Consider the following 23,237-nt stretch of genomic DNA (forward strand, 5'->3'; position numbering starts at 1 on the left):
TTAGCTTTCTTTCTTTGTTGTTAGACCGGCGGATGGAACCCTAGTCGCCACGCGCCTTGGCCATATAGTCCGCCATTTGCAGGGCTTCAATCAGGCTGCCAGCATCTGCGATACCTTTGCCCGCAATATCAAACGCTGTCCCATGATCCGGAGAGGTGCGGATAAACGGCAAGCCCAGCGTGACGTTCACGCCGCCTGCGAAATCCAACGTCTTGATCGGGATCAGTGCCTGATCGTGGTACATCCCGATGGCGGCGTCGTACCGGGCGCGTGCCGGGGCGTGGAACATCGTGTCGGCGGGAAAGGGGCCCGTCAGGTTCATCCCTTCGGCGCGCAGCTTTTCCAAAACCGGAGTGATCAGCGTAATCTCTTCCGTTCCCATTTTGCCGCCTTCGCCCGCGTGCGGGTTCAGCCCAGCCACCGCGATGCGTGGGGTTTCGATGCCAAAGTCGTGGATCAACGCGGCATGGGTGATACGCACCGTGCTTTCCAACAGCTCTTCGGTCAGCGCGGCTGGGACTTCTGACAGGGGAATGTGGATGGTCGTTGGCACGACCTTAAGCGCGTCACAGGCCAGCATCATAACCACACGTTCGACACCAGCCAAAGCGGCCAGATATTCTGTGTGGCCGGGATAGGCAAAGCCCGCGCCATCTTGCAGCGCCTGTTTGTTGATCGGGTTCGTGCAAACGGCAGATGCGTGGCCTTCTTGGGTCAGCTCGACGGCGCGCGCGATGCCGGAAATGACTGCGGCTGCATTTTCTGCCGCCGGAGCGCCGGGCGTTGCGGGCGCTGGATAGGTCTGACGCAATACGGGCAGGGCGGTTGCAGAAACATGCACAGCCTCGGCTGGATCATGAATTTCGTGATGCGGTGTCCCAGAGGGCAAATGCGCCGGGTCACCGATCCAGAAAAACGGCAACCGAGCGCCCAGTTCTTCCCACGATTTTACCGTGATCTCTGGTCCAACACCGGCGGGTTCGCCCGCCGTTAGGGCGATTGGTGCACGGGTCATGGGTTGCGGATGATAGCGTCTGCCTTCAACTCGGCCAGATAGCTATCGGCATAGGACGTCAGTCGCTGGTTGAACAGACGTTGGCGGATGGCTTCACGATCCACGTCTTCGCCCAATTCAGCGGTGCGGCCACAAAGCATTAGAACCGACAGCACATTGCCCCGGTCCACCGTAACGCTTTCGCCTTCGTCCAGCTTGGCCAGTTCCAGCGCAAGGTCTTGGGGAAGCTCTGTCAAAGCAAGTGCCTGACGCACCAAGCGATCATCAGGAAGGCCCAAGGCGACGCCGTAAAGGTCATCACAGGTATCAACCTGATTACGCACATTTTCGGCCTCGGCCGTGTCACCAGCGGTCAAGAAGAACTGAGCGTATTCGATTGAAAGAGTTTCAGGCGCGGGCGCATCGGTTTCTTCAATCGCGCGCAGTTGGAACAGGGCAATCGCGTTTGGAACCGAAATTGGGTCCGTCACTTCGCCGGGGCCAAGCGACAGGACTTGTGATGCGATCGAAGGGGGCAGGTTGCCCAGATCAAGCCATTCGATACGGCCACCTTGTCCGCGCGACCCTGAAAGGGAATACTGGCGCGCTGCCGCAGCAAAGGCCTGAGGTGTTTTGATTTGTCTGCTAAGGCGCTCTGCCAAGGCTTTGCTTTGTGCTTCGAATGCGGGGGTGTCTGCCCGTAGAATGATTTCAGAAAGCAACACACGCGCTGATCCCTGACGCGAGGACAGCGCAAGGGCGCGGTCAATCTCTGCTTCGGAAATCTGGGCGCGTGGGCCGAACCGTGCGCGCACAACTTCGCGCCAAGCGATGCCAGCGTGCACAAAGTCACGGAAGGTTTCTTGGGCGACACCGGCATTGCCGATCGCGGCGGTGAATTCCTCTAGCGAAAGATTTGCGCGTCCGGCAAATTCGCTCATCCCGGCAAGAATTTGTTCTTCTGGGGGCTGCACACCAATATCTTTTGCCGCATCAAGGCGCAGGCGATCTTCGATCAACCCGTCCAATGCGGCATCTTCCGTGCTGCCCGGGCTGTTCAGCAATTTCATGAACAGGATGCGCTGTTGCACCTCGTAATTCGTGACCGCGCGGTCATTCACGATCACACGCGGTGCGAAGGCGCCACTGTTTTGCGCCGCCGCAGGGCCGGAAAAGGAAACGAGGCCAACGCAAAGGGCACTCAGTAAGCGGGTCAGTCGGGTCATTCTTGTGCCGTCCGTTCTGCTCTGTCTTATCGGGTGCAGCTGCGGGTGTAGGCGGTGTTGTCGCCCCCTGTGCCGAACCCGTTGAGGGATATTGTCAGACCGAAATCTGTCGTCGGCCTTACACTAGTCGAGGATGTGAAGCGGCGCGAGAGGGAAAGATCGACCGTAACGCATTCATTACGATACTCTAACCCAAGTCCTGCGCGTGCCGCACGTTCTGTCACGAAGTCATAGCGCCAGTCTATGTTTCCGGTCCAGTTTCGTTTCAGTCGATAAGAGGCATCCAAGAGCAACGCAGAGCTGTCCACGGTGCGATCTTCGGTAAAATTGGCCTCTTGCCAAACATAGCTGGAGGCAAGGTCCAACCGCTTGTAATCCCAATCGACGCGAAATTCGTTTCGGGTGAAGTTGAAAGCGTCATCAAAAACCGCGCGGTTTGTCAGCGACAGGTTTTCGGCTGTGTTCAGGTGCACCGCCGCCATCCAGTCGGAATTGATGCCGTCAAGGCCTGACCCAATGGAAAATTGGCTTAGGTTGCTTTCACGGAAAATGCGCCCGGCCGTTACCCCAACGGACCAGCCGGTTGGGTCATAACGCGTCCAACCGACACCGATATTGGCGCGCAGGCCTTGTTCATAGGCATCTGTCCCCGGAAAGCGGTTCAGCGCGAAAAGGTTCCCTTCGTCAAACTCAACACTCAGGCTGTCCTCGTTGGGAATGCCGGTTGTGTCGGTCTTGCTCCAGACAAGTTGCGCGATGGGTTCCAGAATATGGGACGCGCCACTTGCGGTTTGCTTGGCCATTGGCCAACGCATTTCGACGCCTGCGAATGGCGCGCTGCGAAAGATCGGGTCGCTGTGCGCGCTGTCATCTTGAATGCCGTAATAGTCCAGCGACAGTTCACCCATCGCCCCCAGCAGCAATCCATTTGGCGCCACCCAGTCGCGGCGCCAATTCACATTGCCGGAAAGCCGGGTAACGTCCCGCCCAACTATGTCTTCGCCGGATCGGCGGTTGAAGCCAAAGAACTCCAATTCCGTTTCGACGATCCCGCCAAGCGCGGTTGGTTCAAACCGACGCTGCCACGTTGCGTTGGTCACAAGGCCCGGCAAGGTGTTGTCGGCTTCGTCATCGCGCAATGAGGTGTAGTAAACCAAACCTGCGCCGATGTATTCGTCGCGTCGTGTCCGCGAAACGCGAAGAGGGCTGGCAAGCCTGTCAGCGTCAGAAATTCCATAATCCAACAAATAGGCAGGATCGCTTACCGATTTTATCGCGAAGTCCAGCTTGAAGTCGCGGGGCAGGTCGAAGCTGCCTTCGGCAAACACGTACCGGCGAATTTCGCCTTTCACCAGATCATCGCGTGAGAACGCGCCATTCAGCTCTATCTCGCCACGCCGAAACGCTTTGCGAAATCGCAGCTCGACGGTTCGGGTCTGGCTTGTTGAAAAATAGGGGGTGACAGTCAAATCGGCGTGCTGGCCGAGTGTGATGAAATACGGAACCTTCAGCCCCGGTCCGAGGCTGTCTGTGATGCGAAGGCTGGGGATCAGAAAGCCGTTTGCCCGTTTCAGCGATGGGTCGGGCAGGCGCAGGCGCGGCAGATAGAAAACCGGCAGGCCCAGCAGTTCAAGGCGCGCATGATCGAAATAAAGCTGCTGCTCGTCCTCGTCATGGATGATGCGACTGGCGCGGATCTGCCAAAGCGGAATCTGACTGCCGTCACAGACCTTGCATGACGATGCCACCGTCTTTTGCAGGACGGAATAGCGCCCGCCGACACGGTGAATCTCAGCGGCGGCAAGCTGCAATTGCTGATCAAGTACCAACCGGGCGGAACGTAAGATGCCATCGGTAAGGTCCGGTGCGAGGTCCGCGCTGGACGCCAGAAGGTAGGTGCCGTCTGCGGTCACGATTGTCATGGGGCCGTCGATCAACAACCGGTCATTCGACTGATCGTATGTGATACGCGTCGCCTTTAGGCGATAGCCTTCGTACAGAACCTCAACATTGCCTTCGGCGATCAGTCGGTCGTTGCCGTCGACTGCGACGCGGTCAGCGATCAGCGTCGCGGGGACCTCTTGTGCCGTTGTCGCCATCGGCGCGAGCAGCATGAAAAGCGTTAGGGCAAGACGGCGAAACATTAACCGTCCTCCAGGTGCAGAAGCAGGCCCAGTGACATCAGAATGCCGACAAAGGGCGGGCTCCACGCGGCAAGAGCAACGGGAATCTGGCCGTTTTCGCCCATCACCTGCGCAAAGTTACGTAGGAAGAACAGCGAAAGCCCAAGCCCAAGGGCAAACATAACCATGGTGCCGGTTTTGCCAAATCGAGTGTGACGCATCGTGAACCCTGCCGCAATCAGTACCATCGCGACATAGACCATCGGAACGGCCAATTCCATCTGGAACCAGACCCGGTGCTTCAATGCGGAAAACCCAGCGCGTTCAAGGCTGTTGATGAAATCTGGAAGCTCCCAGATTGGGATCGCAGCGGGTGTACCAAAACTGTCGCGAATGCGATCCGCCGTAAGATCAGAGGGCAGGGACAGCGTGTCATAAAGCGTCGCATCGCGTTCGGGGTTCGCATCGGGGTCCGACAGAATCCAGCGTTTTGCTTTGATAATTTGCCACGCCCCATTCACCAGTTCCGCGCTTTCCGCCTCGATCCTGAAAATCGGACCAGAGGAAAGGCTGAACGCGATAAAGCTGACATCAAAAAGTTCGGTGCCATCCAAATTCGCGCGATCCGCGCGGATCACCATCTGCGCGCCTTCACCACCTTGGCGCAGCCACAGCCCCTCGCGGCTGATTGACAAAACGCTGCTGGTGCCGCGTTTGTAGGTGTTCGAAAGGCTTTCGTATTTCTTTGCCGTTGCCGCGACCAGTGGGTTCAGCACGGCAATGGTAAGGCACCCAGCAATCAGCGCGGTAATCACGGGCGCGATCAAACTGCGCAATGCCGAACGACCCGACGCACGCGTCACCACAAGTTCCGAAGTGCGCGCAAGACCAAGGAACAGCATCAACGTGGAAAGCATCACGATCAGCGGCAAAATGCGATAGATCCCGGAAGGCGCGTTTAACGCTGCCAAGCCAAGGGCCTGTGTGAATGTGATCGTCCCGATTTCGAATTTGCGGATCTGATCAACCACATCCAGCAACAGCATGATTGTTAGGAACAGCGCAAATACTGCAAACAGGGAAAAGGCGAACTTGCGCGCAAAATAGATGTGCAACCTCATGCGGCTGTCTCCTTCCGGCGGAACAGACCGGGATAGTTGCTGATCCACAAAAGGCCCATCGCAAACAATACGCCAGCGATAGGGGGGATATAGACGGCGGGCCACAAGGTTGGGCCTTTGCGCGCAACATCAGCCATCGCATTGTCCAGCAGCTGAAGAACAATCAGCAAAAACACCGCCAACAAGACCTGCCGCCACACGCCAAATCGGCTGAACCCGCCAAGAATCAAGGCGGCGAATCCGATAAGCGGGCCTGCCACCGCAAGAAACGGCTGCGCAATACGGGCGTGTGCTTCGTAAAGGAAACTTGCCGGGGTTTCGCGGGTTTCGGTCAACAACTCGGGCGCGACGCTAAGCAGTTCGGGTGTTGAAAGCTCTTCGATCGCACGACGCCCGCCGCCGCGCGAAATGATAAGCCCAGCAATGTCATAGACCGAATCTTTAAACCGTGTGGTCGACAACTGCTGCCCCTCATAGCGAAGGGTTTGCGCCATGCCGTCAAACATCACCAGTTTCGGCCCCTCATCGTCGGGCACCAACAAAGAGCGTTCGGCGGTATAAGTGGTGCGCCGTGCCGGATCACGCGCATCCGAAAGGAAGATATCCAACAGTTCACCGTCGGCCGTGATTTCGCGAATATAAAAGGTGATCCCGGTGGCAGGATGAAGGAACTGCCCCTCGGTCAATAGGCGCGAGGTGATGTTTTCAGCGATCTCTGCCTTTTTCGATGAAAGCTCTGCCCGGCTGGCGGGAACCAGAAAATGGTTCAGCAACGCGACCAAAAGGGCCACCATCAGGCCAAAAACAAACACGGGCCGTGCCAAGCGGAACCCGGAATATCCCATCGCCTGAACAACAACCAATTCGCTTTCAGAGGTCAGGCGGTTGATCACATAGACGGTCGCCGCGAATGCCGACACCGGCAGGACAAGCCGGATGACATTGGGCAGGGCAAGTGCGGTGATTTCTAGGAACACAGATGCGCTTTGCCCGTCACCGATCAATTGGTCGAACAAAAGCACCGCCCGGTTCACCCAATAGATGGATACCAGCACAAGCGAAAAAAAGCCGAAAAGCACTGTCAGTTGCGACAGCAGGTATCGGTCGAATTTTGACACGCAGTCCCCCCAAGGGCCCTATGAAACGCAACCGACCGTAGACCAATTGTCGGGCGCCGAAAACTGCTATCTGGTCAAGTGAGCGGGCAAGGGCTAGGTAAGTTGCTAAATGTCAAAGGAGAGCGCCAATGACCACGCCGACAGGGATCACCTTTTCCGAAACTGATTTGGATGCGATTGCGACCGCTGAAGGGCGCGTTGCAGTTCTTGTCACAGAGGATGGCAAACTTGATCCGTCGGGGCGTCGTGTGAACAAACTGGCCCGCGGTGCGGTGGCGCGGTTCGTTGAAAGCGATGCGTTCGGCAAGATGAAATCGGGTGATGTAAAGCCATTGGCCTATCCAGTAGGGATGGCCGCGGAGGCGATCGACGTGGTGCGCCTTGAACGCCGCCCAAGCGTTGAAAATGCGCGCAAGGCCGGCGCAGCACTTGCCAAGCTGCAAGGGGCGGCGAACCATCTTGTTCTTGCTGGCAGCAACACGCGGGCCGCGGATGTTTCCTTTGGTTATGCGCTGCGCTGCTATGATTTCAACATCCACAAGACCAGTGAAAAGACGGTGCCGGGCAGCGTCACATTCATGGCTACAAAGCCAGAAGAGGTCGCTGCGGCCGCCTCTCCGATGGCTGCAGTTGCAGAGGGCGTCTTCTTTACCCGCGACCTGACAAACGAGCCTGCGAACGTGCTAACGACCGATGATTTCGCCGCACGGCTTGCCGCGATGCAAGAGCTTGGTCTGGAGGTCGAAATCTTGGAAGAGGCCGATCTTGAAAAGCTTGGCATGGGGATGCTGCTGTCCGTCGGCCAAGGGTCCGTCAGCCCGTCAAAGGTTGTCGTCATGCATTGGAATGGCGGCAAAAAAGGCGATGCGCCTTTCGCGCTGGTTGGCAAAGGCGTGGTCTTTGATACCGGCGGTATCTCGCTGAAACCTTCGCTGGGCATGGAAGACATGACGATGGACATGGGCGGGGCTGGCGTGGTTGCCGGTGTGATGCGCACTTTGGCTTTGCGTAAGGCTAAGGCCAATGTGGTTGGCTTGGTCGGCCTTGTCGAAAACATGCCTTCGGGCGAAGCGACGCGGCCCGGCGACATCGTCACCTCGATGAAGGGGGACACTGTTGAGGTGATTAACACCGACGCAGAAGGGCGTTTGGTTCTGGGCGATGTCCTTTGGTACACGCAAGAGCGGTTCAAGCCTGCTGCGATGGTAAACCTTGCCACGCTGACCGGTGCCGTGATCATCGGGCTGGGCCACGAAAACGCCGGCGTCTTTTCCAACGATGACGACATCTGCGACGCCTTCCTGAACGCCGCCAGTGCCGAGGGAGAGGGCGCATGGCGTCTGCCGCTGTCGCCAGCCTATGAAAAGCTGATTGATAGCAAGATCGCCGACATCAAAAATTCTGGCGGTCGCACGGCTGGGTCGATCACAGCGGCGCAGTTCCTAAAGCGGTTCGTGAAAGAGGACTGCCCATGGATCCATCTGGACATCGCGGGTGTCGCAAGTGTCAAAACCGATCTGACCCTGTCCCCCAAAGGTGCGACTGGCTGGGGTGTTATGGCATTGGATCGTTTGGTTCGTGATCGTTTCGAAGGCTGATGGGCAACGCGCTATTTTATCACCTAACACGTCACCCGTTAGAGGTGACGCTGCCCATGCTGCTAGAGAAATCTTTGGCGGCGGGGTGGCGGGTGGCTGTGCGCGGTACGTCTGATCAACGGCTTAAGTGGCTTGATGAACGTCTTTGGCTTGGCCCGGAAGAGGGGTTTCTGCCCCACGGTGTTTCTGGGTCGGGCTTTGATGCCGATCAGCCCATTTTGCTAACCAAAGAGGCCGAAATTCCCAACGCAGCGGCCTGTCTGATGGCCGTCGATGGCGCAGAGGTTACTTCGGAAGAGGTAAGCGCACTGGAACGCGTTTGTATTCTGTTTGATGGGAATGACGAAGGCGCTGTGAACCGGGCGCGTGGCCAATGGAAGGCGCTGACTGGCGCGGGCGTTGCGGCGCAGTATTGGTCCGAAGAAACTGGTCGGTGGGCGAAAAAGGCCGAAAGCGGGGCGTCAGCGGGTTAGAACCAGCAGGTCCCGCGTGATCTCCATCTTTTCGAACCGCTGAAGATAGCTCATCCCCAACAGGGATGTATCCATTTCGCCGCCGTTCACCCAAGCCCGCACATTTACATCAACCAAAGCGCCAAGTTGAACGTCGCGCAGTTTGACGCGCGCGGTTTTCACAACGCCATTCGCGGTGCGTGCTTCGCTGGTGAATGCAAGGTCAGAGGTATCAAGCCCGGCTTTCTTTGCGTCTTCTGGTGTCAGGACCACTTCGCTTGCGCCGGTATCGACGACAAACCGAAGCGGCGCGTCGTTGACGGAAAGCGTAAGATAGAAATGCCCGTCCGGGGCGCGGGGAACCTCTACGCGGCCTTGTTCTGCAAAGACGGCCTGTCGCGGAATGACCGTGTTGCGAATGTCTGACCACAGGCCGATACCCGCGATCACGCCCACAAAGATCAGGCCCCACACGGCGGCCTGCTGTACGACTTTGCCAAGCCGGTCACGGTTCTGCACAAGGAAATAGCCAAGGATGGCCCCAAGCAGCAGCACCAGATAAATCATTCGGCCGTAATCATCGCCCTGCATGTGTCACCCGTTTTCGCGTTCTGCTGTTAATGTAGGGAGTTTGTCGCGAATTGGGAGGGGTCAAACCGGCGCTAGGCCAAGATCAGCCAAGCCATCCAGCACGAATTGAACCGACAAGGCCGCCAGCAACATGCCCAACAGGCGCGTTACAACGTTGATACCGGTCTTTCCCAAGGCGCGCTCCAAAAGGCCTGCGGTCAGGAACATGACCAAGACCAGACCGATCACCACCGCCATGATCAAATGAATGAACACGATTGCCGCGAAATCGCCCTGAACTTCGCCAGTCAGCAGGATCATCGTCGCCATTGAACCGGGCCCAGCGATCAGCGGGGTCGCAAGTGGAAAAACAGAGGGGTCGGGGCGTTCTTCTTCGGTTTGATCCTCGCGCCGCTTGCTGCGGCGTTCGAACAACATATCAAGCGCGGTCAGGAACAACAGGATGCCCCCCGCGATGCGGAAGGCCGGCATAGAGATGCCGACAAACCCAAGCACAGCTTCGCCCAACACGCCGAACAAGGTCAGCAGGCCAATGGCAATGCCCGCCGCCCGCATTGCCACAGCGCGTCGTTCGTGACTGGTCATCCCATGGGTGATGGCAACGAAAAGCGGCGCAAGCCCGATCGGGTCGATGATCACGAACAGCGTGACAAAAGCGCTGATATAGAAGGTAAGTTCCATTGCTTAAGCTTCTGCTTTTTCTAACTTTTCAATTGCCGTCATCCACATGGCCTCTGCGCGGTCCAACCCGTTCATCACCTCGGCGTACTTCTTTTGCCAAACCTGTGCTTCGCTCAGGTTTTCAGGTTCGTACATTTCTGGCGCGGCCAGCTTTACTGCCAGCTTGTCACGCATCTCGTTCAGCTTTTCGACGCGCGCCTCGCATTTGCGAACCTCGGCGCGCAGCGACTGAACTTCATCTTTGCTGGCACGTTTGGGTTTTTCAACAGGTGCGGCGGTTTTGACAGGCTTATCGACTGTCAAAAGCAGCTTGCGATAAGATTCCAGATCATCCTCATAAGGGGCGACCTGACCATCCTTTACCAACCACAACCGGTCCGCCACCATGCTAAGAAGGTGCATGTCGTGCGATACCAGAATGACCGCGCCGGTATAGGCGGTCAGCGCCTCGACCAGTGCTTCGCGGCTTTGGATATCAAGGTGGTTGGTCGGCTCATCCAAGATCAAAAGGTGCGGCGCGTCCAGCGTTGCAAGCAACAGCGAAAGCCGCGCCTTTTGCCCACCTGACAGACGTCCAACTTCGGTTTCGGCCTGATCCGCGCCAAGGCCAAACCCGGCCAGTTTTGCACGAAGTTTTGATTGCATTACGCCGGGGCGCTCGCGCTGAAGGTGCTGCAGCGGAGTTTCGTCGATGTTCAACTCGTCCACCTGATGCTGCGCGAAGAAACCAATCCGCAACTTGTTAGAGGACGTCATGCGCCCACCCATCGGGTCAAGTCGGCCAGACAGCAGTTTGGACAGCGTGGATTTACCCTGACCGTTCTTACCCAGCAGCGCGATCCGGTCGTCTTGGTCAATCCGCAGGTTCAGCTTTTTCAGAACGGCCGTGTCGTCATAGCCAACCGATACGCTTTCCAGCGCGATGATCGGGGGCGACAGCTCTTCTGGGTCGGGAAAGGTGAAAACCGTGCGCGCCGCATCTTCGGGTGCGGTGATGGGTTGCATCTTTTCCAGCATCTTCACGCGGCTTTGCGCCTGCTTGGCCTTCGATGCTTTCGCCTTGAAGCGGTCCACAAAGCTTTGAAGGTGCGCGCGACGTGCGTCTTGCTTTTTGGCCTGCGCGGCCTGAACAGCGCGCTGTTCGGCACGTTGGCGGGCAAACTGGTCGTAGGGGCCTTGGTAAAAGGCCAGCTTCTTATCCTCCAGATGCAGAATCGCGCCCACCGCACGGTTCAACAGGCCGCGGTCGTGGCTAATAATAAGAACGGTGTGGGGGTATTTCGCCAAATAGGCCTCAAGCCAAAGCGCGCCTTCAAGGTCAAGGTAGTTGGTCGGTTCGTCCAACAACAGCAAGTCGGGCTGCGCAAACAGAACTGCCGCCAGCGCCACGCGCATACGCCAACCGCCCGAAAACGCCGAACAGGGCATTTGCTGTTCTTCGTCGTCAAAACCAAGGCCTTTCAGGATCGACGCGGCGCGCCCTTCGGCGGACCAGGCATCAATGTCTGCCAGACGCGTCTGTACTTCGGCGATGCGTGTTGGGTCGGTGGCTGTTTCGGCCTCGGCCAAAAGCTCGGCCCGTTCGGTGTCGGCGGCAAGGACCGTGTCCAACAACGTGGTCGAAGAAGAGGGGACCTCTTGCGCGACGCCCCCAATACGAGAGCGCGAGGGCAGGGAGATTCCGCCACCCTCCAGCGTCAGCTCGCCTTTGATCAGGCGAAAGAGCGTTGTCTTGCCTGTGCCGTTGCGGCCGACAAGGCCCACCTTATGGCCAGTTGGAATTACGGCAGAGGCCCCTTCGAAAAGGGGGCGGCCTTCGACTGAATATGATATATCGCTGATACGGAGCATGCGGCCCATGTGCCCCATGCCGCAGCGCCCGTCAATCGCCGCTTTTCAAGCGCATCGCCCCATGTTAGCAGGGCCGCGATTTGAAACACCGAAACTTCGAAGCGAAAGAGGGACCGACATGGCCATTCAGCGCACCTTTAGCATCATCAAACCCGACGCAACCAAGCGTAACCTGACTGGCGCGATCAACGCCAAGCTGGAAGCCGCTGGCCTGCGCATCATCGCGCAAAAGCGTATCCACCTGACACCAGCACAAGCTGGCGTTTTCTACGAAGTCCACAAAGAGCGCCCATTCTACGGCGAACTGTGTGAATTCATGGCGTCCGAGCCAATCGTAGTTCAGGTTCTGGAAGGCGAAAACGCCATCGCGAAAAACCGCGAAGTTATGGGCGCAACCAACCCAGCCGAAGCTGACGAAGGCACGATCCGCAAAGAATTCGCCCTGTCGATCGGCGAAAACTCGGTTCACGGTTCCGACGCTGAAGAAACCGCAGCGGTTGAAATCGCTTACTTCTTCTCGGGTCTTGAACTGGTCGGCTAAGCCGGTTCAGCCTCGAACGTAACAGCCGCCCGCGCCCATTCGGCGTGGGCGGTTTGCGTTTCAAGATAGCCGCGCAAAAGGGTTACATTCTTTGTGTTAGCATTCCATGCGATGTCGAACGCGTCACCGATCAGCGGAACAAAGCCGATGATCAAATCGACGCCAACATTCAGCCCCATCCGGATAAGCATACGACGCGGCGCGCCCATCGTATGGGCCGATCGGATGATATAAGCGGCCGGAATCAGCGCCAAACTGTCGCCGACCACAGGGACAAACCCCAACATCGCGTCCAGTCCAAGCCGCAGTCCGGTCCCCGGCAGAGGAACCAGATTTTCCATGCGGTAGGCTAGTTTCTCTAGCGTAATCAATCTCTTTTCAATGTTATGATCCATAACATTGATATGGGGCTTCCGGCAGCGATTTAAAGAGCCGCGGATGGTCGTCGCGCGGATGAACTGGAAATGGCTGGCTCGCACTCAAGTGGTTTGGGTGAAGTTTTTGCCTAACTAATGTCCAGTTTGCCGCCTATTCAGAGTTCGGGCAGGCACCCTTAGTTTTTTTAACAAATAGCAGAAAGTCATAAGATGAAGAGATTTTTCGCCGCAATAGGGTATTTCTGCGGTTCGTATTTGATTGGGAGTTTGTTCCTACTGGTTGCAACTATTTTGTTAGGTCGGCCTTTTGCAGTCGGCGGTTTGTTGGTCGCTTTTATCGCGGCCTATATCGCTGGTGATGCCTTTCAGAAACGCAGTGCTACGCGTCCCAATCGCCTTGTTTCCGCGGGTCTTACCGCAGTCATGGGGGCCTTCATAATTGCGGTGCCTTTGCTGCGCTTGCGAATCCTTAATACGTTGGAACAACCTGTTGAGATGCCACTGTGGATGCAGTCGGAATCCGTCTTCATCACGTCATTCATTACCTATTTCGTGGCGTTGCAGTTTGGCTTTTGGTTGGGGGCTAGAGGGATCGCCAAACGCCAAAAGGCCGTGGGATAACGCCAGTCGTAATCAGGCTTTGGGCGAAGCTTGCATTCAGAGCGATGGATGCAAGCTCGTTACTACGGGTGTCGTTTCACCGCCGAACCCCGATTTCGTCTAAAATTTTTTCTAGCTCGCTCAACCCCACATCCATGTGTGCGGCTTTCAACGCATCAAACCGCTTTCGCAGGGCTTTCTTTTCTTCGCCCTTACAGTCATTCCACGGACGGCCCTGAAGGCCCATGACGATCACGTAATATCCGATGAAATGGGGCCGCTGGCCGTTTTCCAGCAGTCGGGCATAGGCGGCATCAGCGCCGAGGTCGCGCAACTCTTCCGCGGAATTGATATCAACGCGGGCAAACGCAGCCTCCATCGCGGGGCCAAGGTTGCGGATGGTTGAAACGGGGCTGGGCATGGGCGCCTACACTGCGGTTTTCACCAACTTAGCGGGGCGCCCATGAATTTGGAACCGTTCGGTTCAGATGCTGGCCCAGTCACTGATCAGCGTCGGCTTCGGCGCGGGCGCCGGTTTTGTCGCTGCGGACGTCGCACGGACCTGTTCATTGGTCTGCGATTGCCCGATGGGCTGCTTGGGTTTGGGTGGAAGGCGATTAGCCATTTCCATTGCTCCTGTTACAAAACGGGCGTCACGCAACGCCATGATTACTGATACAAACGCCCATCCCGGCAGCCAGATGAGTGCGTATTTAGTAGAACACAATGATTATGTTCTCCCAATGGCGCACGGGGAAAATTTGATGACATGCAACAAATTGCGAGAATGCGTGATTGATCTCAAATTGTGAACAATTGTGAGGCTGGGGTGGTGACTGGGCGCTTTTGTGGTCAGATCGAAAGAAATAACGCCTTTTCAGAATCAAATGATTCCAGTATTCATGAATTATGGAATTATATAGCGCCTCTCAAATTCTGACGACACTTGGCCACGAAGGTCGACTTTCGGTCTTTCGTTTGCTGGCACGGCGGGCCCCGGATGGTGTGCGCCCGTCTGAAATCGCCGCTGCGTTGACGATGAAACCCAACACATTGTCGGTCTACCTGTCCGCGTTAGAGCGGGCAGGGCTTGTTTCATCAGAACGGCAGGGGAAGTCGGTTTTCTATTTCGCTCAGGTCGCTCAAATGGGCGCATTGGTCGACTTTCTTGTCGCCGATTGTTGCCGGGGCCGCCCTGATCTGTGCGCGCCAAAGGCCGCCGCAGTGCTTGGCGATGTCGCGCCAGCGTTGGGGCCGGTTTATAACGTGCTGTTTATCTGCACTGGCAATTCGGCCCGGTCCATCTTTGCCGAAGCGATATTGAGGGCCGAAGGCGCGGGGCGGTTCAACGTATATTCGGCGGGCGTAAAGCCTTATTCAGAGCTGAACAGCTTTGCCGTTGAGGTGTTGGAGCGCCTTGGCCACGATGTTTCGGGCCTGCGATCAAAGAATATCGCAGAGTTTCAGGCGGACGGCTCCCCCAAGATGGATTTCGTTTTTACTGTTTGCGACGGTGCCGCGAACGAAGAATGCCCACCTTGGCCGGGGCAGCCCATCACCGCGCATTGGGGATTACCCGATCCGGTGAAGGCGGTCGGCACCGATGCCGAAAAAGCATACGCCTTTGCCAACACCTATTCACAAATGTTGCGAAGAGTTCAGGCATTTGTCGCCTTACCCATCGCCCAGTTGGACAAAATCTCTCTTCAGTCAAAGTTGGACGATATCGGCCAGTTCAAAGACACAAACCCCGAGTGATCGGCAGAATACCAAAGGGAATACCATGACGAATATCGCGATCAACGGCTTGGGCCGTATGGGCAAACTTGTGCTGCGGGCCATGTTTGATCAGGGCTTGCCGGGCAATATCGTGCTGTTGAACGACATCGCGGGAAACCCCGAACAGCACGCGCTGTTGGTGGAGTTTGACACCGTCCACGGGCGCTGGCCTGCTGAGATTTCCCATGATGCAGACAGCCTGACGATCAACGGCACGAAGATGCGGATGGTCAGCGAAAAGCGGATCGAGGATTTGCCGCTGAAAGAGCTTGGCGTTGATCTGGTCATCGACTGCACGGGTGTATTCAAAACCGCCGAAAAGATCGCGCCCTATTATGCGGCGGGCGTGAAAAAGGTTGTCGTTTCGGCGCCGGTCAAAGATGGCGGTGCACTGAACCTTGTCTATGGGGTGAATGACGACCTGTATGATGCTGAAAAGCATGATCTAATTACCGCTGCGTCCTGCACCACCAACTGCCTTGCGCCGGTGGTTAAGGTCATCCACGAAGAGCTGGGGATTGAACACGGCAGCATCACAACGATCCATGATGTGACCAACACTCAAACCATCGTGGACCGCCCCGCAAAGGACATGCGTCGCGCCCGGTCTGCGCTGAATTCGCTTATCCCAACCTCCACAGGATCGGCCACCGCGATCACGCTGATCTACCCTGAGCTGACGGGTCGTCTGAACGGCCACGCGGTGCGGGTGCCGTTGTTGAATGCCTCGCTTACCGACTGCGTGTTTGAGGTGAAAAAAACGACCTCGGCCGAAGAGGTGAACGCCCTGTTCAAGAAATACGCCGAAGGTCCGCTGAAGGGCATTCTTGGATACGAAGAGCGCCCGCTGGTGTCGTGCGATTATGTGAACGATCCACGCTCGTCGATCATTGATGCGCAATCGACCATGGTGATCAACGGCACGCAGGTCAAAATCTATGCGTGGTATGACAATGAGTGGGGCTATTGCTGCCGCCTGGCGGATGTGGCCCGCATGGTTGCAGGTCAGATGTAATGGAAACCACGGCGAAAAAGCCCGACGGGATGGTGGCCTATATGGCCGTCACGGCGGCCTATTGGGCGTTCATGCTGACCGATGGCGCGCTGCGGATGCTGGTGCTGCTGCACTTTCACACGCTGGGCTTTTCGCCGATCCAACTGGCCTATCTGTTCTTGCTTTACGAATTCATGGGCATGGTCACCAACCTGTCGGCAGGGTGGATCGCGGCGCGGTTCGGGCTGACCTCTACGCTTTATGCGGGGTTGTCCATTCAGATCGTGGCGTTGGTCGCGTTGGCGCAGCTTGATCCGGGATGGTCGGTTGTCACGTCTGTCATCTTCGTCATGGCAGTGCAGGGCGCATCGGGCGTGGCGAAAGACCTGGCCAAGATGAGTTCCAAGTCCGCGGTAAAGCTGCTGGCCCCGGAAGGGGATGGCGCGTTGTTTCGCTGGGTTGCTGTGCTGACCGGATCAAAGAACGCGGTTAAAGGGTTCGGGTTCCTTTTGGGCGCGGCGCTTTTGGGGGTGTTCGGATTCACGACATCCATCATCGCTATGGCGGTGGTTCTGGCCGTGATCCTTGCCGGGGTCGCATCGTTTATGCCAAGCGGCCTGCCGCGCGGCAAGAAAAGCGCGAAGTTCCGCGAGGTGTTTTCCAAAGACCCGAACATCAACCGCCTTTCTGCGGCGCGCATGTTCCTGTTCGGCGCACGGGATGTTTGGTTCGTGGTCGGCATCCCGATCTATTTTCATTCGGTCCTGTCTGACGGCACCCACGCGGGCGACCGCGCGGCGTTCTTTCAGATCGGCACGTTCATGGCGCTGTGGATCATCGCCTATGGCGCGGTGCAGGCGTGGGCGCCAAAGCTGTTGGGGGCCAAGGGCAAGCCTTTGTCGCAGATCACCGGCTTGGCGTCTGTCTGGGTGGGGATGCTGACGCTGATCCCATTCGCGCTGGCCGGTGCTGCCTTCATCGCCGAAGAGCCGCAGACGTGGCTAACCTTAGTGCTGGTGGCCGGATTGTTGGTGTTCGGCTTTGTGTTTGCCGTGAATTCATCGCTGCATTCCTATCTGATCCTTGCGTTCACACAGGCCGATAGGGTGACGATGGATGTGGGGTTTTATTACATGTCGAACGCAGCCGGGCGTCTGCTGGGTACGTTGCTGTCTGGGCTCAGCTATCAGATCGGCGGGCTGCCGCTGTGCCTTGCCACCGCAGGCACGATGGCAGGGCTTAGTTTTGTGATTGTAAGAAAGCTCGGGCGTTAGCCCCAGTTCCAGATCGCCGGAACAAAGCGATAGGCATCCCCCATCGGCATTACATGCCCAACACCGGGGAAAGGGAAGTGATAGCCGACGACCGGTATCTTGTCGGTGGCCGCCATATCCAACAGCCGCTTGCGGGTTTTGACGGCAAGGTCGGGGTCGGTGTCGGTGTTGCCGACCCAATCTGGTCGCTCCATCGCGATATAGGCATGGGTCATCGTATCGCCTAGGGCGATCAGTTGCTGCCCATCACTTTCGATCCGCAGGGACATGTGGCCAAGCGTGTGGCCCGGCGTAAACATCAGCGAAACACCCGGCGCAACCTCGTACCCGTCCTGCGCCATCGTCCATTCCAACCCTTCGGTGGAAAGAGAGTTGACGGCACCAACAACAAATTGCTGCATCTCTGGCGTGACCGAATTCACCAGCCCATCTTGCATCCAATAGGCGTATTCATCGGCACCAATAATGTATTCGGCGTCTGGAAAGACCGGCTCGTCAAAATCGTCACGCACGCCCCAAACGTGATCTGGATGTGCGTGGGTGATGACGACATGGGTGATCGAGCTGTGGTCGATCCCTGCGTTGGTCAGATTGTCCAGCAACCGCCCAGCGGTGGGCAGGAACCGATCCCCCGATCCAACATCGACCAAAACCACGGCATCGCCGGTTTCGATCACCACGTGGTTTGTGTGGGAATAATTCTGTTCGGTGGACAGGCGGTGTTCTTCAAGAAAGGCGATAACCTCGGCCGGGTCCGCGTTCACGCCAAGCCCGGACACTGGCAGGCCAAGGTGGCCGTCCGACACGATGGTGACCTTGGCAGAACCTACGTTGAACCGGAAATGGGCAGGGTTCACCCGACCTGTTGCCGGCGAAATCTGCGCCCGGGCGGGCGTGGTCAGGGCAAGCGCGGGCGCAACAGCCGCTGCTTTCAGCAAAGCGCGACGGGTAGGGGTAAGGCGTTTCATCGGATCCTCCCTGAATCTGAACCGGTGTTTGGCATAGTGACCGCCGCCTCAGATAAATTCAAGGCTTCGAATGTGATCCGAGGTTCAAACCCATTGCATATTTGCCCCGGTAGTCCGAAAGTCGCATAGCCCCACTGGCCCAAATGGGGGAAAACGACCAATACCAATGGGTTCAGGAAGGCAGAAACCGTGACCAAACTTCCAAGTTCGATTGACGATGTGCAAACCCTTTTGGAAGGACAGAATTATGTCTGTGGCCGCGCCCTGGCCACGGTTGTGTTTCTGGGCCTGAAACTGGGTCGCCCGCTTTTCTTGGAAGGTGAGGCAGGCGTCGGCAAGACAGAGATCGCGAAAGCCATCGCCGCCGCCTTGGGCCGCCGCCTGATCCGGCTGCAATGTTACGAAGGGCTTGATGCGTCTTCGGCTGTTTATGAATGGAACTTTGCGGCGCAGATGGTTGGCATTCGTTCTGCCGAAGCTGTCGAAGGGTCTGACCGTGACGCGCTGGTGGATGAGCTGTTTTCCGACAAATACCTGATCCGTCGACCGCTGCTAGAAGCGATGAGCCCACAACCCGGCGGCGCGCCTGTTCTGTTGATCGACGAACTTGACCGGACTGACGAACCGTTTGAGGCATTCCTGTTGGAGGCCCTGTCCGATTTTCAGGTCACAATCCCCGAACTTGGCACGGTGAAGGCCGAAGAGCCGCCGATCGTCATCCTAACATCCAACCGCACGCGTGAAGTGCACGACGCGCTGAAACGCCGCTGCCTTTATCACTGGGTTGATTTTCCGACTTTCGATCGTGAAATCGAAATCCTAGAGGCACGTGCCCCCGAAGCGGCAGAGGGGTTGAGCCGCGAGGTTGTGGCCTTTGTTCAGAAACTGCGTACCGAAGATTTGTTCAAAAAACCCGGCGTGGCCGAAACCATCGACTGGGCCAAATGCCTGTTGGCGCTGGACGTGATCGACCTGTCGCCCGAGGTGATCGCCGACACGATCGGCGCGGTGCTGAAGTATCAGGATGACATCCAGAAAATCGAAGGCTCCGAAGCGAAGCGGCTTTTGGAAGAGGTGCGGGCAGAACTGGGGCCTGCCTGATGGTGGAACTCCCCGCGCTCGACATTCCCGAAGATGGGAAGCTGACGCATAACATCGTTCACTTCGCGCGGGCGCTGCGCAAGGCCGGGCTGCCGGTTGGGCCGGGCCGGGTGGTCGATGCCATCCGCGCGGTCGAAGTTGCGGGGTTTACCGAACGCACCGATTTTTACTGGATTCTGCACGCCTGTTTCGTGTCGCGCCCCGAACAGCGCACCGTGTTTTCGCAGGTCTTTCGCCTTTATTGGCGCGACCCGCGTTACATGGAACATATGATGAGCATGATGCTGCCCGCGATCCGGGGTGTGTCAGAGGAACGCACGGCCAAGCCCGCCGAAAAACGCGCGGCAGAGGCTTTGCTGGACGGCGTCGAACAAGACCCGCCCGAGATGCCCGAAAGCGAAGAAGAGAGCGAGATTGAGATCGACGCCTCGCGCACTATGTCGGGCACCGAACGGCTGAAGACCCTTGATTTCGAACAGATGAGCACGGATGAAATTGCCGAAGCCAAGCGAATGCTGGCGCGGCTGTCGCTGCCCGTGAAGCCGTTGCAATCGCGGCGCACCAAGGCCGATTTGCGCGGCCGTATCCCCGATTGGCGCCGCACCATGCGCGATGCGATGCGCAGCGGGGGCGACATTCAAGGCTTCGCCACCAAGCAAAAGCGCAAGCGTTGGCCGAACCTTGTGGTGCTGTGCGATATCTCAGGCTCCATGTCGCAATACAGCCGGATGGTGCTGCATTTCTTACATGCAGTGGCCAATGAAAAGGGGGCTGGTTGGGCCAAGGTTCACGCCTTCACTTTCGGCACCCGCCTGACGAACATCACCCGCCATCTTGCCACCCGCGATGTTGATGCCGCGCTAAGGGCCGCCGGGGCCGAAGCGCAAGATTGGGAGGGCGGTACCCGCATCGGCGCGGCGCTGCACGACTTTAACCGCGACTGGTCCCGCCGCGTTCTGGGTAGTGGTGCGGTGGTGCTGCTGATCACCGATGGCCTGGATCGGGACGACACTAACCTGTTGGAAAAAGAGGTAGAACGGCTTCATCTGTCCGCTCGTCGGCTTATCTGGATCAATCCGTTGTTACGTTGGGACGGGTTTGCGCCTAAAGCTTCTGGCATACGTGTGATGCTGCCCCATGTTGATACTTTCCGCGCGGGACATAACATTACATCGTTGGAGGAACTGGCCCGTGCGATCTCGCGCCCTGATGACACCGGGGAAAAGGCCAGACTGATGGGGATGATCGAATGACGACTGCTTTGCATGATCAAATTCCCGAAGCGGCTTTGGCGTTTCTGGATTCCGGTAAACCTGCGGCCATCGCAACGGTGGTTGAAACTTGGGGCTCTGCGCCGCGCCCGGTTGGCGCGCAACTGGCCATCAGCGCCGAGGGCGACATGGTTGGTTCGGTTTCGGGCGGGTGCGTCGAAGGGGCAGTCGTTGCCGAGGCGTTAGAGCTGTTGGAAAGCGGCGATTGCACGGTTTTGGAATTCGGCGTCGCGGATGAGGATGCCTTTGCCGTCGGGCTGGCCTGTGGCGGGCGGATCCGCGTGATGGTGGAACCCGTCGGCGTGGGCAAAGGCCCAACCGTCGATCTGTTGCGTGACCTTGTCGCCAAACGGGCCGCGCGCGTTCCTGTCGCCTATGTTGTGGATACAGAAACCTGGGAACGCGGGCTGGTTGGCCCCGACGCGGAAACCGTTGCGGATATCTTTCGGTCCGAAAAATCACTCATGGAGGGCGCGCGGTTTGTCGGCCTTCACAACCCACCATTGCGGATGGTGATCGTGGGGGCGGTTCACATCGCACAGGCGTTGGTGCAAATCGCGACGCTGGCCGGGTATGACGTGACGGTGGTTGACCCGCGTGAAAGCTTTGGTTCGACCTCTCGGTTTCCGGACAATACCTTGGTTAACGATTGGCCGGACGAGGCGCTTTCGGCCCACGGGCTGGACGCGCGGACGGCTGTTGTCACTCTGACCCACGATCCCAAGCTGGATAACCCCGCCATCGAAACCGCGCTGAAGGCTGATGTGTTTTACCTTGGCTGTCTTGGATCGGTCAGAACCCATGCCAAACGTGTGGCCCATCTAACAGATGCGGGGTTCACCAAAGCCCAGATCGCGAAAATCCATGGTCCTGTTGGGCTTGATATCGGCGCGAAATCCCCGGCCGAGATTGCAATCTCGATCATGGCAGAGGTCACACTGCGCCTACGTAAACCGGAAAGCCGCCCATGAAGTTTGGCCCCGTCGCCATCGCCGAGGCTGCTGGCTGCGTGCTGGCCCATTCTTTGCATCTTGAAGGGCGCTCCCTGCGCAAAGGGCAAGTGCTGTCCGCCGAAGATGTCGTTGCGATTGCCGAGGCCGGGATAAACGACATTACCGTCGCGCGCATTGCCGAGGACGACCTTGATGAAAACACTGCGGCTTCGAAAATCGCCGATGCGTTGGTCGCCGATGGCCTGACGGCCACGTCACCTTTCACGGGGCGGGTTAACCTGACGGCTTCGCATGCGGGATTATTCCGCGTTGACGTCGCCGCCGTTCACGCTCTGAACCGTGTGGACGAGGCGATAACCCTTGCCACGCTGGCCGATAACAGCCGGGTGGACGAAGGCGCGTTGTTGGCCACGATTAAGGTCATCCCCTATGCGGTGCCCGAACGCGCGGTCAGCGATGCGTTGGGCGCGATCACCTCTGTGGTTTTTCGATTGCTGCCAAACGCGGTCAAAACCGCCGATCTGGTGTTGACCGAGACGCCCGGCATGAAGCCGACGTTGAACCGAAAGGCGGAAACTGTCACCCGTGCGCGGCTGACTTCGCTTGGTGTTTCGCTGGACGCGGTGCATGTGGTTGCCCATGACGAACGGTCGGTGGTGCGGGCGCTTAAGGCGAGCAAGTCGGACATTGTGCTTTTACTTGGCGCTTCGGCCACATCGGACCGGGCGGATGTTATGCCTGCGGCGTTGGTCGATGCGGGCGGGGCGCTTCACCGGTTCGGGATGCCTGTGGACCCAGGCAACCTGTTGTTCACCGGCGCACTTGTTGGCCGGCCCGTGGTCGGTTTACCCGGTTGTGCGCGATCGCCAGCGTTGAACGGGGCCGATTGGGTGCTGGAACGGCTGGTCGCGGGGCAAGCGGTTGATGACGAAGACATTGCACAGATGGGTGTAGGTGGCCTGCTGAAAGAGATCCCACAGCGCAAACAGCCACGCACGGCCCGCGCAACGCGCGTGAAAAAGGTCGAACTGATTATGCTTGCCGCTGGTTCCTCCAGCCGGATGCGGGGCGAGGATAAGTTGCTGCGCCATGTAGATGGCGTTCCACTGGTGCGCCGTTCTGCCGAAGTCGCGTTGGGCGCGAAGGTCAGCGCGGTCCATGTCGTGCTGCCTGAGGGAAACGCAGATCGGCTGGGCGCGTTGGACGGGCTGGCCGTCAACACGGTTCAGGCGACTGATTGGCAAGAAGGTATGGCCGCATCCCTTCGTGCCGGGATGAAAGCCATATCAGACGACGCCGCAGCCGTGATCGTCGCGCTGGCCGATATGCCCGAGGTGACAGCCGAACACATTAACCGCCTGATCGCCGCGTTTGACCCCGCCGAAGACCGTGAAATCTGCCGGTCTGAAACCGCAGACGGAACGCCGGGCCACCCGGTTCTCTTCTCGCGCCGGTTCTTTGAAAACCTGTCTGACCTAACGGGGGATCGCGGGGCGAAGGACATTCTGAAACAGTCTTCGGAATTGGTTACATCCGTGCCGACGCCGGGGCAGGGCGCCGTGGTTGACCTTGATACACCCGAAGCATGGCGCGAATGGGAGCTGGCCAAAGGTTAGCGTGGTCA

At 57.9% G+C, this 23,237-nt stretch carries 23 protein-coding genes; 11 read left to right on the plus strand and 12 right to left on the minus strand.

Translation table 11 applies throughout. The features are described 5' to 3' along the window. Nucleotides 1-40 precede the first annotated feature (40 nt). The 5 genes from pdxA to lptF are packed head-to-tail and all read right to left on the minus strand — an operon-like array spanning nt 41 to nt 6,582. Nucleotides 41-1,015 carry a 4-hydroxythreonine-4-phosphate dehydrogenase PdxA gene (gene pdxA / locus COL8621_RS06580; RefSeq protein ID WP_093966471.1) on the minus strand — a complete coding sequence of 325 codons (975 nt, stop codon included), beginning with the start codon at nt 1,013-1,015 and terminating at the stop codon, nt 41-43. Further along, nucleotides 1,012-2,220, minus strand: coding sequence for a peptidylprolyl isomerase (locus COL8621_RS06585; RefSeq protein WP_093966472.1), 1,209 nt, complete (start codon nt 2,218-2,220; stop codon nt 1,012-1,014). The genes pdxA and COL8621_RS06585 overlap by 4 nt, the downstream gene beginning before the upstream one ends. Nucleotides 2,221-2,246: 26 nt before the next feature. Then, nucleotides 2,247-4,364 carry an LPS-assembly protein LptD gene (locus COL8621_RS06590; protein WP_093966473.1) on the minus strand — a complete coding sequence of 706 codons (2,118 nt, stop codon included), beginning with the start codon at nt 4,362-4,364 and terminating at the stop codon, nt 2,247-2,249. Next, nucleotides 4,364-5,464, minus strand: coding sequence for an LPS export ABC transporter permease LptG (gene lptG, locus COL8621_RS06595; RefSeq protein ID WP_093966474.1), 1,101 nt, complete (start codon nt 5,462-5,464; stop codon nt 4,364-4,366). Before lptG ends, COL8621_RS06590 begins: the two co-directional genes overlap by 1 nt. Next, a complete protein-coding gene (gene lptF, locus COL8621_RS06600) occupies nt 5,461-6,582 on the minus strand; it encodes an LPS export ABC transporter permease LptF (RefSeq protein WP_093966475.1) in 1,122 nt (373 codons plus the stop codon). The genes lptG and lptF overlap by 4 nt, the downstream gene beginning before the upstream one ends. Before the next feature lie 128 nt (nt 6,583-6,710). Here lptF and COL8621_RS06605 point away from each other — a divergent pair, with 128 nt between their 5' ends. Both COL8621_RS06605 and COL8621_RS06610 read left to right on the plus strand, forming a co-directional pair. Continuing rightward, nucleotides 6,711-8,180, plus strand: coding sequence for a leucyl aminopeptidase (locus tag COL8621_RS06605; protein ID WP_093966476.1), 1,470 nt, complete (start codon nt 6,711-6,713; stop codon nt 8,178-8,180). Beyond that, nucleotides 8,180-8,653, plus strand: coding sequence for a DNA polymerase III subunit chi (locus COL8621_RS06610; RefSeq protein ID WP_093966477.1), 474 nt, complete (start codon nt 8,180-8,182; stop codon nt 8,651-8,653). The genes COL8621_RS06605 and COL8621_RS06610 overlap by 1 nt, the downstream gene beginning before the upstream one ends. On the opposite strand, the gene COL8621_RS06615 is transcribed toward COL8621_RS06610, so the two are convergent. The 3 genes from COL8621_RS06615 to COL8621_RS06625 are packed head-to-tail and all read right to left on the minus strand — an operon-like array spanning nt 8,642 to nt 11,755. Then, complete coding sequence (locus COL8621_RS06615; protein WP_093966478.1) at nt 8,642-9,223, minus strand: retropepsin-like aspartic protease family protein; 582 nt, start codon at nt 9,221-9,223, stop codon at nt 8,642-8,644. The two genes, COL8621_RS06610 and COL8621_RS06615, sit on opposite strands and share 12 nt — an antisense overlap. 60 nt (nt 9,224-9,283) lie before the next feature. Continuing rightward, nucleotides 9,284-9,904, minus strand: a complete 621-nt coding sequence (locus COL8621_RS06620; protein ID WP_093966479.1) for a MarC family protein — start codon at nt 9,902-9,904, stop codon at nt 9,284-9,286. Between the two features lie 3 nt (nt 9,905-9,907). Continuing rightward, nucleotides 9,908-11,755 (minus strand): ABC-F family ATP-binding cassette domain-containing protein, encoded by a 1,848-nt coding sequence (locus COL8621_RS06625; RefSeq protein ID WP_093966954.1) that lies wholly within the window; start codon nt 11,753-11,755, stop codon nt 9,908-9,910. Nucleotides 11,756-11,873: 118 nt separating this feature from the next. Here COL8621_RS06625 and ndk point away from each other — a divergent pair, with 118 nt between their 5' ends. After that, complete coding sequence (ndk, locus tag COL8621_RS06630) at nt 11,874-12,296, plus strand: nucleoside-diphosphate kinase (RefSeq protein WP_093966955.1); 423 nt, start codon at nt 11,874-11,876, stop codon at nt 12,294-12,296. Here the strand turns inward: ndk and COL8621_RS06635 are convergent. After that, entirely contained in the window at nt 12,293-12,691 is a 399-nt protein-coding gene (locus COL8621_RS06635; protein WP_093966480.1) for a DUF4112 domain-containing protein, read from the minus strand. The genes ndk and COL8621_RS06635 overlap by 4 nt on opposite strands. 192 nt (nt 12,692-12,883) lie before the next feature. Here COL8621_RS06635 and COL8621_RS06640 point away from each other — a divergent pair, with 192 nt between their 5' ends. After that, a complete protein-coding gene (locus COL8621_RS06640) occupies nt 12,884-13,294 on the plus strand; it encodes a hypothetical protein (RefSeq protein WP_093966481.1) in 411 nt (136 codons plus the stop codon). Nucleotides 13,295-13,370: 76 nt separating this feature from the next. On the opposite strand, the gene COL8621_RS06645 is transcribed toward COL8621_RS06640, so the two are convergent. Further along, entirely contained in the window at nt 13,371-13,694 is a 324-nt protein-coding gene (locus tag COL8621_RS06645; RefSeq protein ID WP_093966482.1) for a TfoX/Sxy family DNA transformation protein, read from the minus strand. Nucleotides 13,695-13,757: 63 nt separating this feature from the next. Then, nucleotides 13,758-13,898, minus strand: coding sequence for a hypothetical protein (locus COL8621_RS19110; protein WP_176438442.1), 141 nt, complete (start codon nt 13,896-13,898; stop codon nt 13,758-13,760). Nucleotides 13,899-14,182: 284 nt separating this feature from the next. On the opposite strand from COL8621_RS19110, the gene COL8621_RS06650 reads away from it, so the two are divergent. The 3 genes from COL8621_RS06650 to arsJ are packed head-to-tail and all read left to right on the plus strand — an operon-like array spanning nt 14,183 to nt 17,320. Beyond that, entirely contained in the window at nt 14,183-15,031 is an 849-nt protein-coding gene (locus tag COL8621_RS06650) for an arsenate reductase/protein-tyrosine-phosphatase family protein (RefSeq protein WP_093966483.1), read from the plus strand. Nucleotides 15,032-15,056: 25 nt separating this feature from the next. Then, entirely contained in the window at nt 15,057-16,067 is a 1,011-nt protein-coding gene (locus COL8621_RS06655) for an ArsJ-associated glyceraldehyde-3-phosphate dehydrogenase (protein WP_093966484.1), read from the plus strand. Then, entirely contained in the window at nt 16,067-17,320 is a 1,254-nt protein-coding gene (gene arsJ / locus COL8621_RS06660) for an organoarsenical effux MFS transporter ArsJ (RefSeq protein ID WP_093966485.1), read from the plus strand. The genes COL8621_RS06655 and arsJ overlap by 1 nt, the downstream gene beginning before the upstream one ends. On the opposite strand, the gene COL8621_RS06665 is transcribed toward arsJ, so the two are convergent. Further along, a complete protein-coding gene (locus COL8621_RS06665) occupies nt 17,317-18,288 on the minus strand; it encodes an MBL fold metallo-hydrolase (protein ID WP_093966486.1) in 972 nt (323 codons plus the stop codon). The genes arsJ and COL8621_RS06665 overlap by 4 nt on opposite strands. Before the next feature lie 189 nt (nt 18,289-18,477). Here COL8621_RS06665 and COL8621_RS06670 point away from each other — a divergent pair, with 189 nt between their 5' ends. Genes COL8621_RS06670 through COL8621_RS19405 form a run of 4 tightly spaced genes read left to right on the plus strand, consistent with a single transcriptional unit; the run spans nt 18,478 to nt 23,229 of the window. Further along, entirely contained in the window at nt 18,478-19,389 is a 912-nt protein-coding gene (locus tag COL8621_RS06670) for an AAA family ATPase (RefSeq protein ID WP_093966487.1), read from the plus strand. Continuing rightward, nucleotides 19,389-20,642, plus strand: a complete 1,254-nt coding sequence (locus COL8621_RS06675; RefSeq protein WP_093966488.1) for a vWA domain-containing protein — start codon at nt 19,389-19,391, stop codon at nt 20,640-20,642. Before COL8621_RS06670 ends, COL8621_RS06675 begins: the two co-directional genes overlap by 1 nt. After that, complete coding sequence (locus COL8621_RS06680; protein ID WP_093966489.1) at nt 20,639-21,631, plus strand: XdhC family protein; 993 nt, start codon at nt 20,639-20,641, stop codon at nt 21,629-21,631. Before COL8621_RS06675 ends, COL8621_RS06680 begins: the two co-directional genes overlap by 4 nt. Further along, on the plus strand, nt 21,628-23,229 hold the full coding sequence (locus COL8621_RS19405) for an NTP transferase domain-containing protein (RefSeq protein WP_093966490.1): 1,602 nt from the start codon (nt 21,628-21,630) through the stop codon (nt 23,227-23,229). The genes COL8621_RS06680 and COL8621_RS19405 overlap by 4 nt, the downstream gene beginning before the upstream one ends. Nucleotides 23,230-23,237: the final 8 nt, after the last annotated feature.

The sequence above is a fragment of the Actibacterium lipolyticum genome, from assembly GCF_900184935.1.
GTDB classification, from domain to species: Bacteria; Pseudomonadota; Alphaproteobacteria; order Rhodobacterales; family Rhodobacteraceae; genus Actibacterium_A; species Actibacterium_A lipolyticum.

Bases quoted from the DNA above. Each gene is read 5' to 3' on its own strand.
- pdxA (WP_093966471.1), bottom strand. From the start codon at position 1,015: ATGACCCGTGCACCAATCGCCCTAACGGCGGGCGAACCCGCCGGTGTT.
- COL8621_RS06585 (WP_093966472.1), bottom strand. From the start codon at position 2,220: ATGACCCGACTGACCCGCTTACTGAGTGCCCTTTGCGTTGGCCTCGTT.
- COL8621_RS06590 (WP_093966473.1), bottom strand. From the start codon at position 4,364: ATGTTTCGCCGTCTTGCCCTAACGCTTTTCATGCTGCTCGCGCCGATG.
- lptG (WP_093966474.1), bottom strand. From the start codon at position 5,464: ATGAGGTTGCACATCTATTTTGCGCGCAAGTTCGCCTTTTCCCTGTTT.
- COL8621_RS06605 (WP_093966476.1), top strand. From the start codon at position 6,711: ATGACCACGCCGACAGGGATCACCTTTTCCGAAACTGATTTGGATGCG.
- COL8621_RS06610 (WP_093966477.1), top strand. From the start codon at position 8,180: ATGGGCAACGCGCTATTTTATCACCTAACACGTCACCCGTTAGAGGTG.
- COL8621_RS06615 (WP_093966478.1), bottom strand. From the start codon at position 9,223: ATGCAGGGCGATGATTACGGCCGAATGATTTATCTGGTGCTGCTGCTT.
- COL8621_RS06620 (WP_093966479.1), bottom strand. From the start codon at position 9,904: ATGGAACTTACCTTCTATATCAGCGCTTTTGTCACGCTGTTCGTGATC.
- COL8621_RS06625 (WP_093966954.1), bottom strand. From the start codon at position 11,755: ATGCTCCGTATCAGCGATATATCATATTCAGTCGAAGGCCGCCCCCTT.
- ndk (WP_093966955.1), top strand. From the start codon at position 11,874: ATGGCCATTCAGCGCACCTTTAGCATCATCAAACCCGACGCAACCAAG.
- COL8621_RS06635 (WP_093966480.1), bottom strand. From the start codon at position 12,691: ATGGATCATAACATTGAAAAGAGATTGATTACGCTAGAGAAACTAGCC.
- COL8621_RS06640 (WP_093966481.1), top strand. From the start codon at position 12,884: ATGAAGAGATTTTTCGCCGCAATAGGGTATTTCTGCGGTTCGTATTTG.
- COL8621_RS06645 (WP_093966482.1), bottom strand. From the start codon at position 13,694: ATGCCCAGCCCCGTTTCAACCATCCGCAACCTTGGCCCCGCGATGGAG.
- COL8621_RS19110 (WP_176438442.1), bottom strand. From the start codon at position 13,898: ATGGCTAATCGCCTTCCACCCAAACCCAAGCAGCCCATCGGGCAATCG.
- COL8621_RS06650 (WP_093966483.1), top strand. From the start codon at position 14,183: ATGGAATTATATAGCGCCTCTCAAATTCTGACGACACTTGGCCACGAA.
- COL8621_RS06655 (WP_093966484.1), top strand. From the start codon at position 15,057: ATGACGAATATCGCGATCAACGGCTTGGGCCGTATGGGCAAACTTGTG.
- arsJ (WP_093966485.1), top strand. From the start codon at position 16,067: ATGGAAACCACGGCGAAAAAGCCCGACGGGATGGTGGCCTATATGGCC.
- COL8621_RS06665 (WP_093966486.1), bottom strand. From the start codon at position 18,288: ATGAAACGCCTTACCCCTACCCGTCGCGCTTTGCTGAAAGCAGCGGCT.
- COL8621_RS06675 (WP_093966488.1), top strand. From the start codon at position 19,389: ATGGTGGAACTCCCCGCGCTCGACATTCCCGAAGATGGGAAGCTGACG.
- COL8621_RS06680 (WP_093966489.1), top strand. From the start codon at position 20,639: ATGACGACTGCTTTGCATGATCAAATTCCCGAAGCGGCTTTGGCGTTT.
- COL8621_RS19405 (WP_093966490.1), top strand. From the start codon at position 21,628: ATGAAGTTTGGCCCCGTCGCCATCGCCGAGGCTGCTGGCTGCGTGCTG.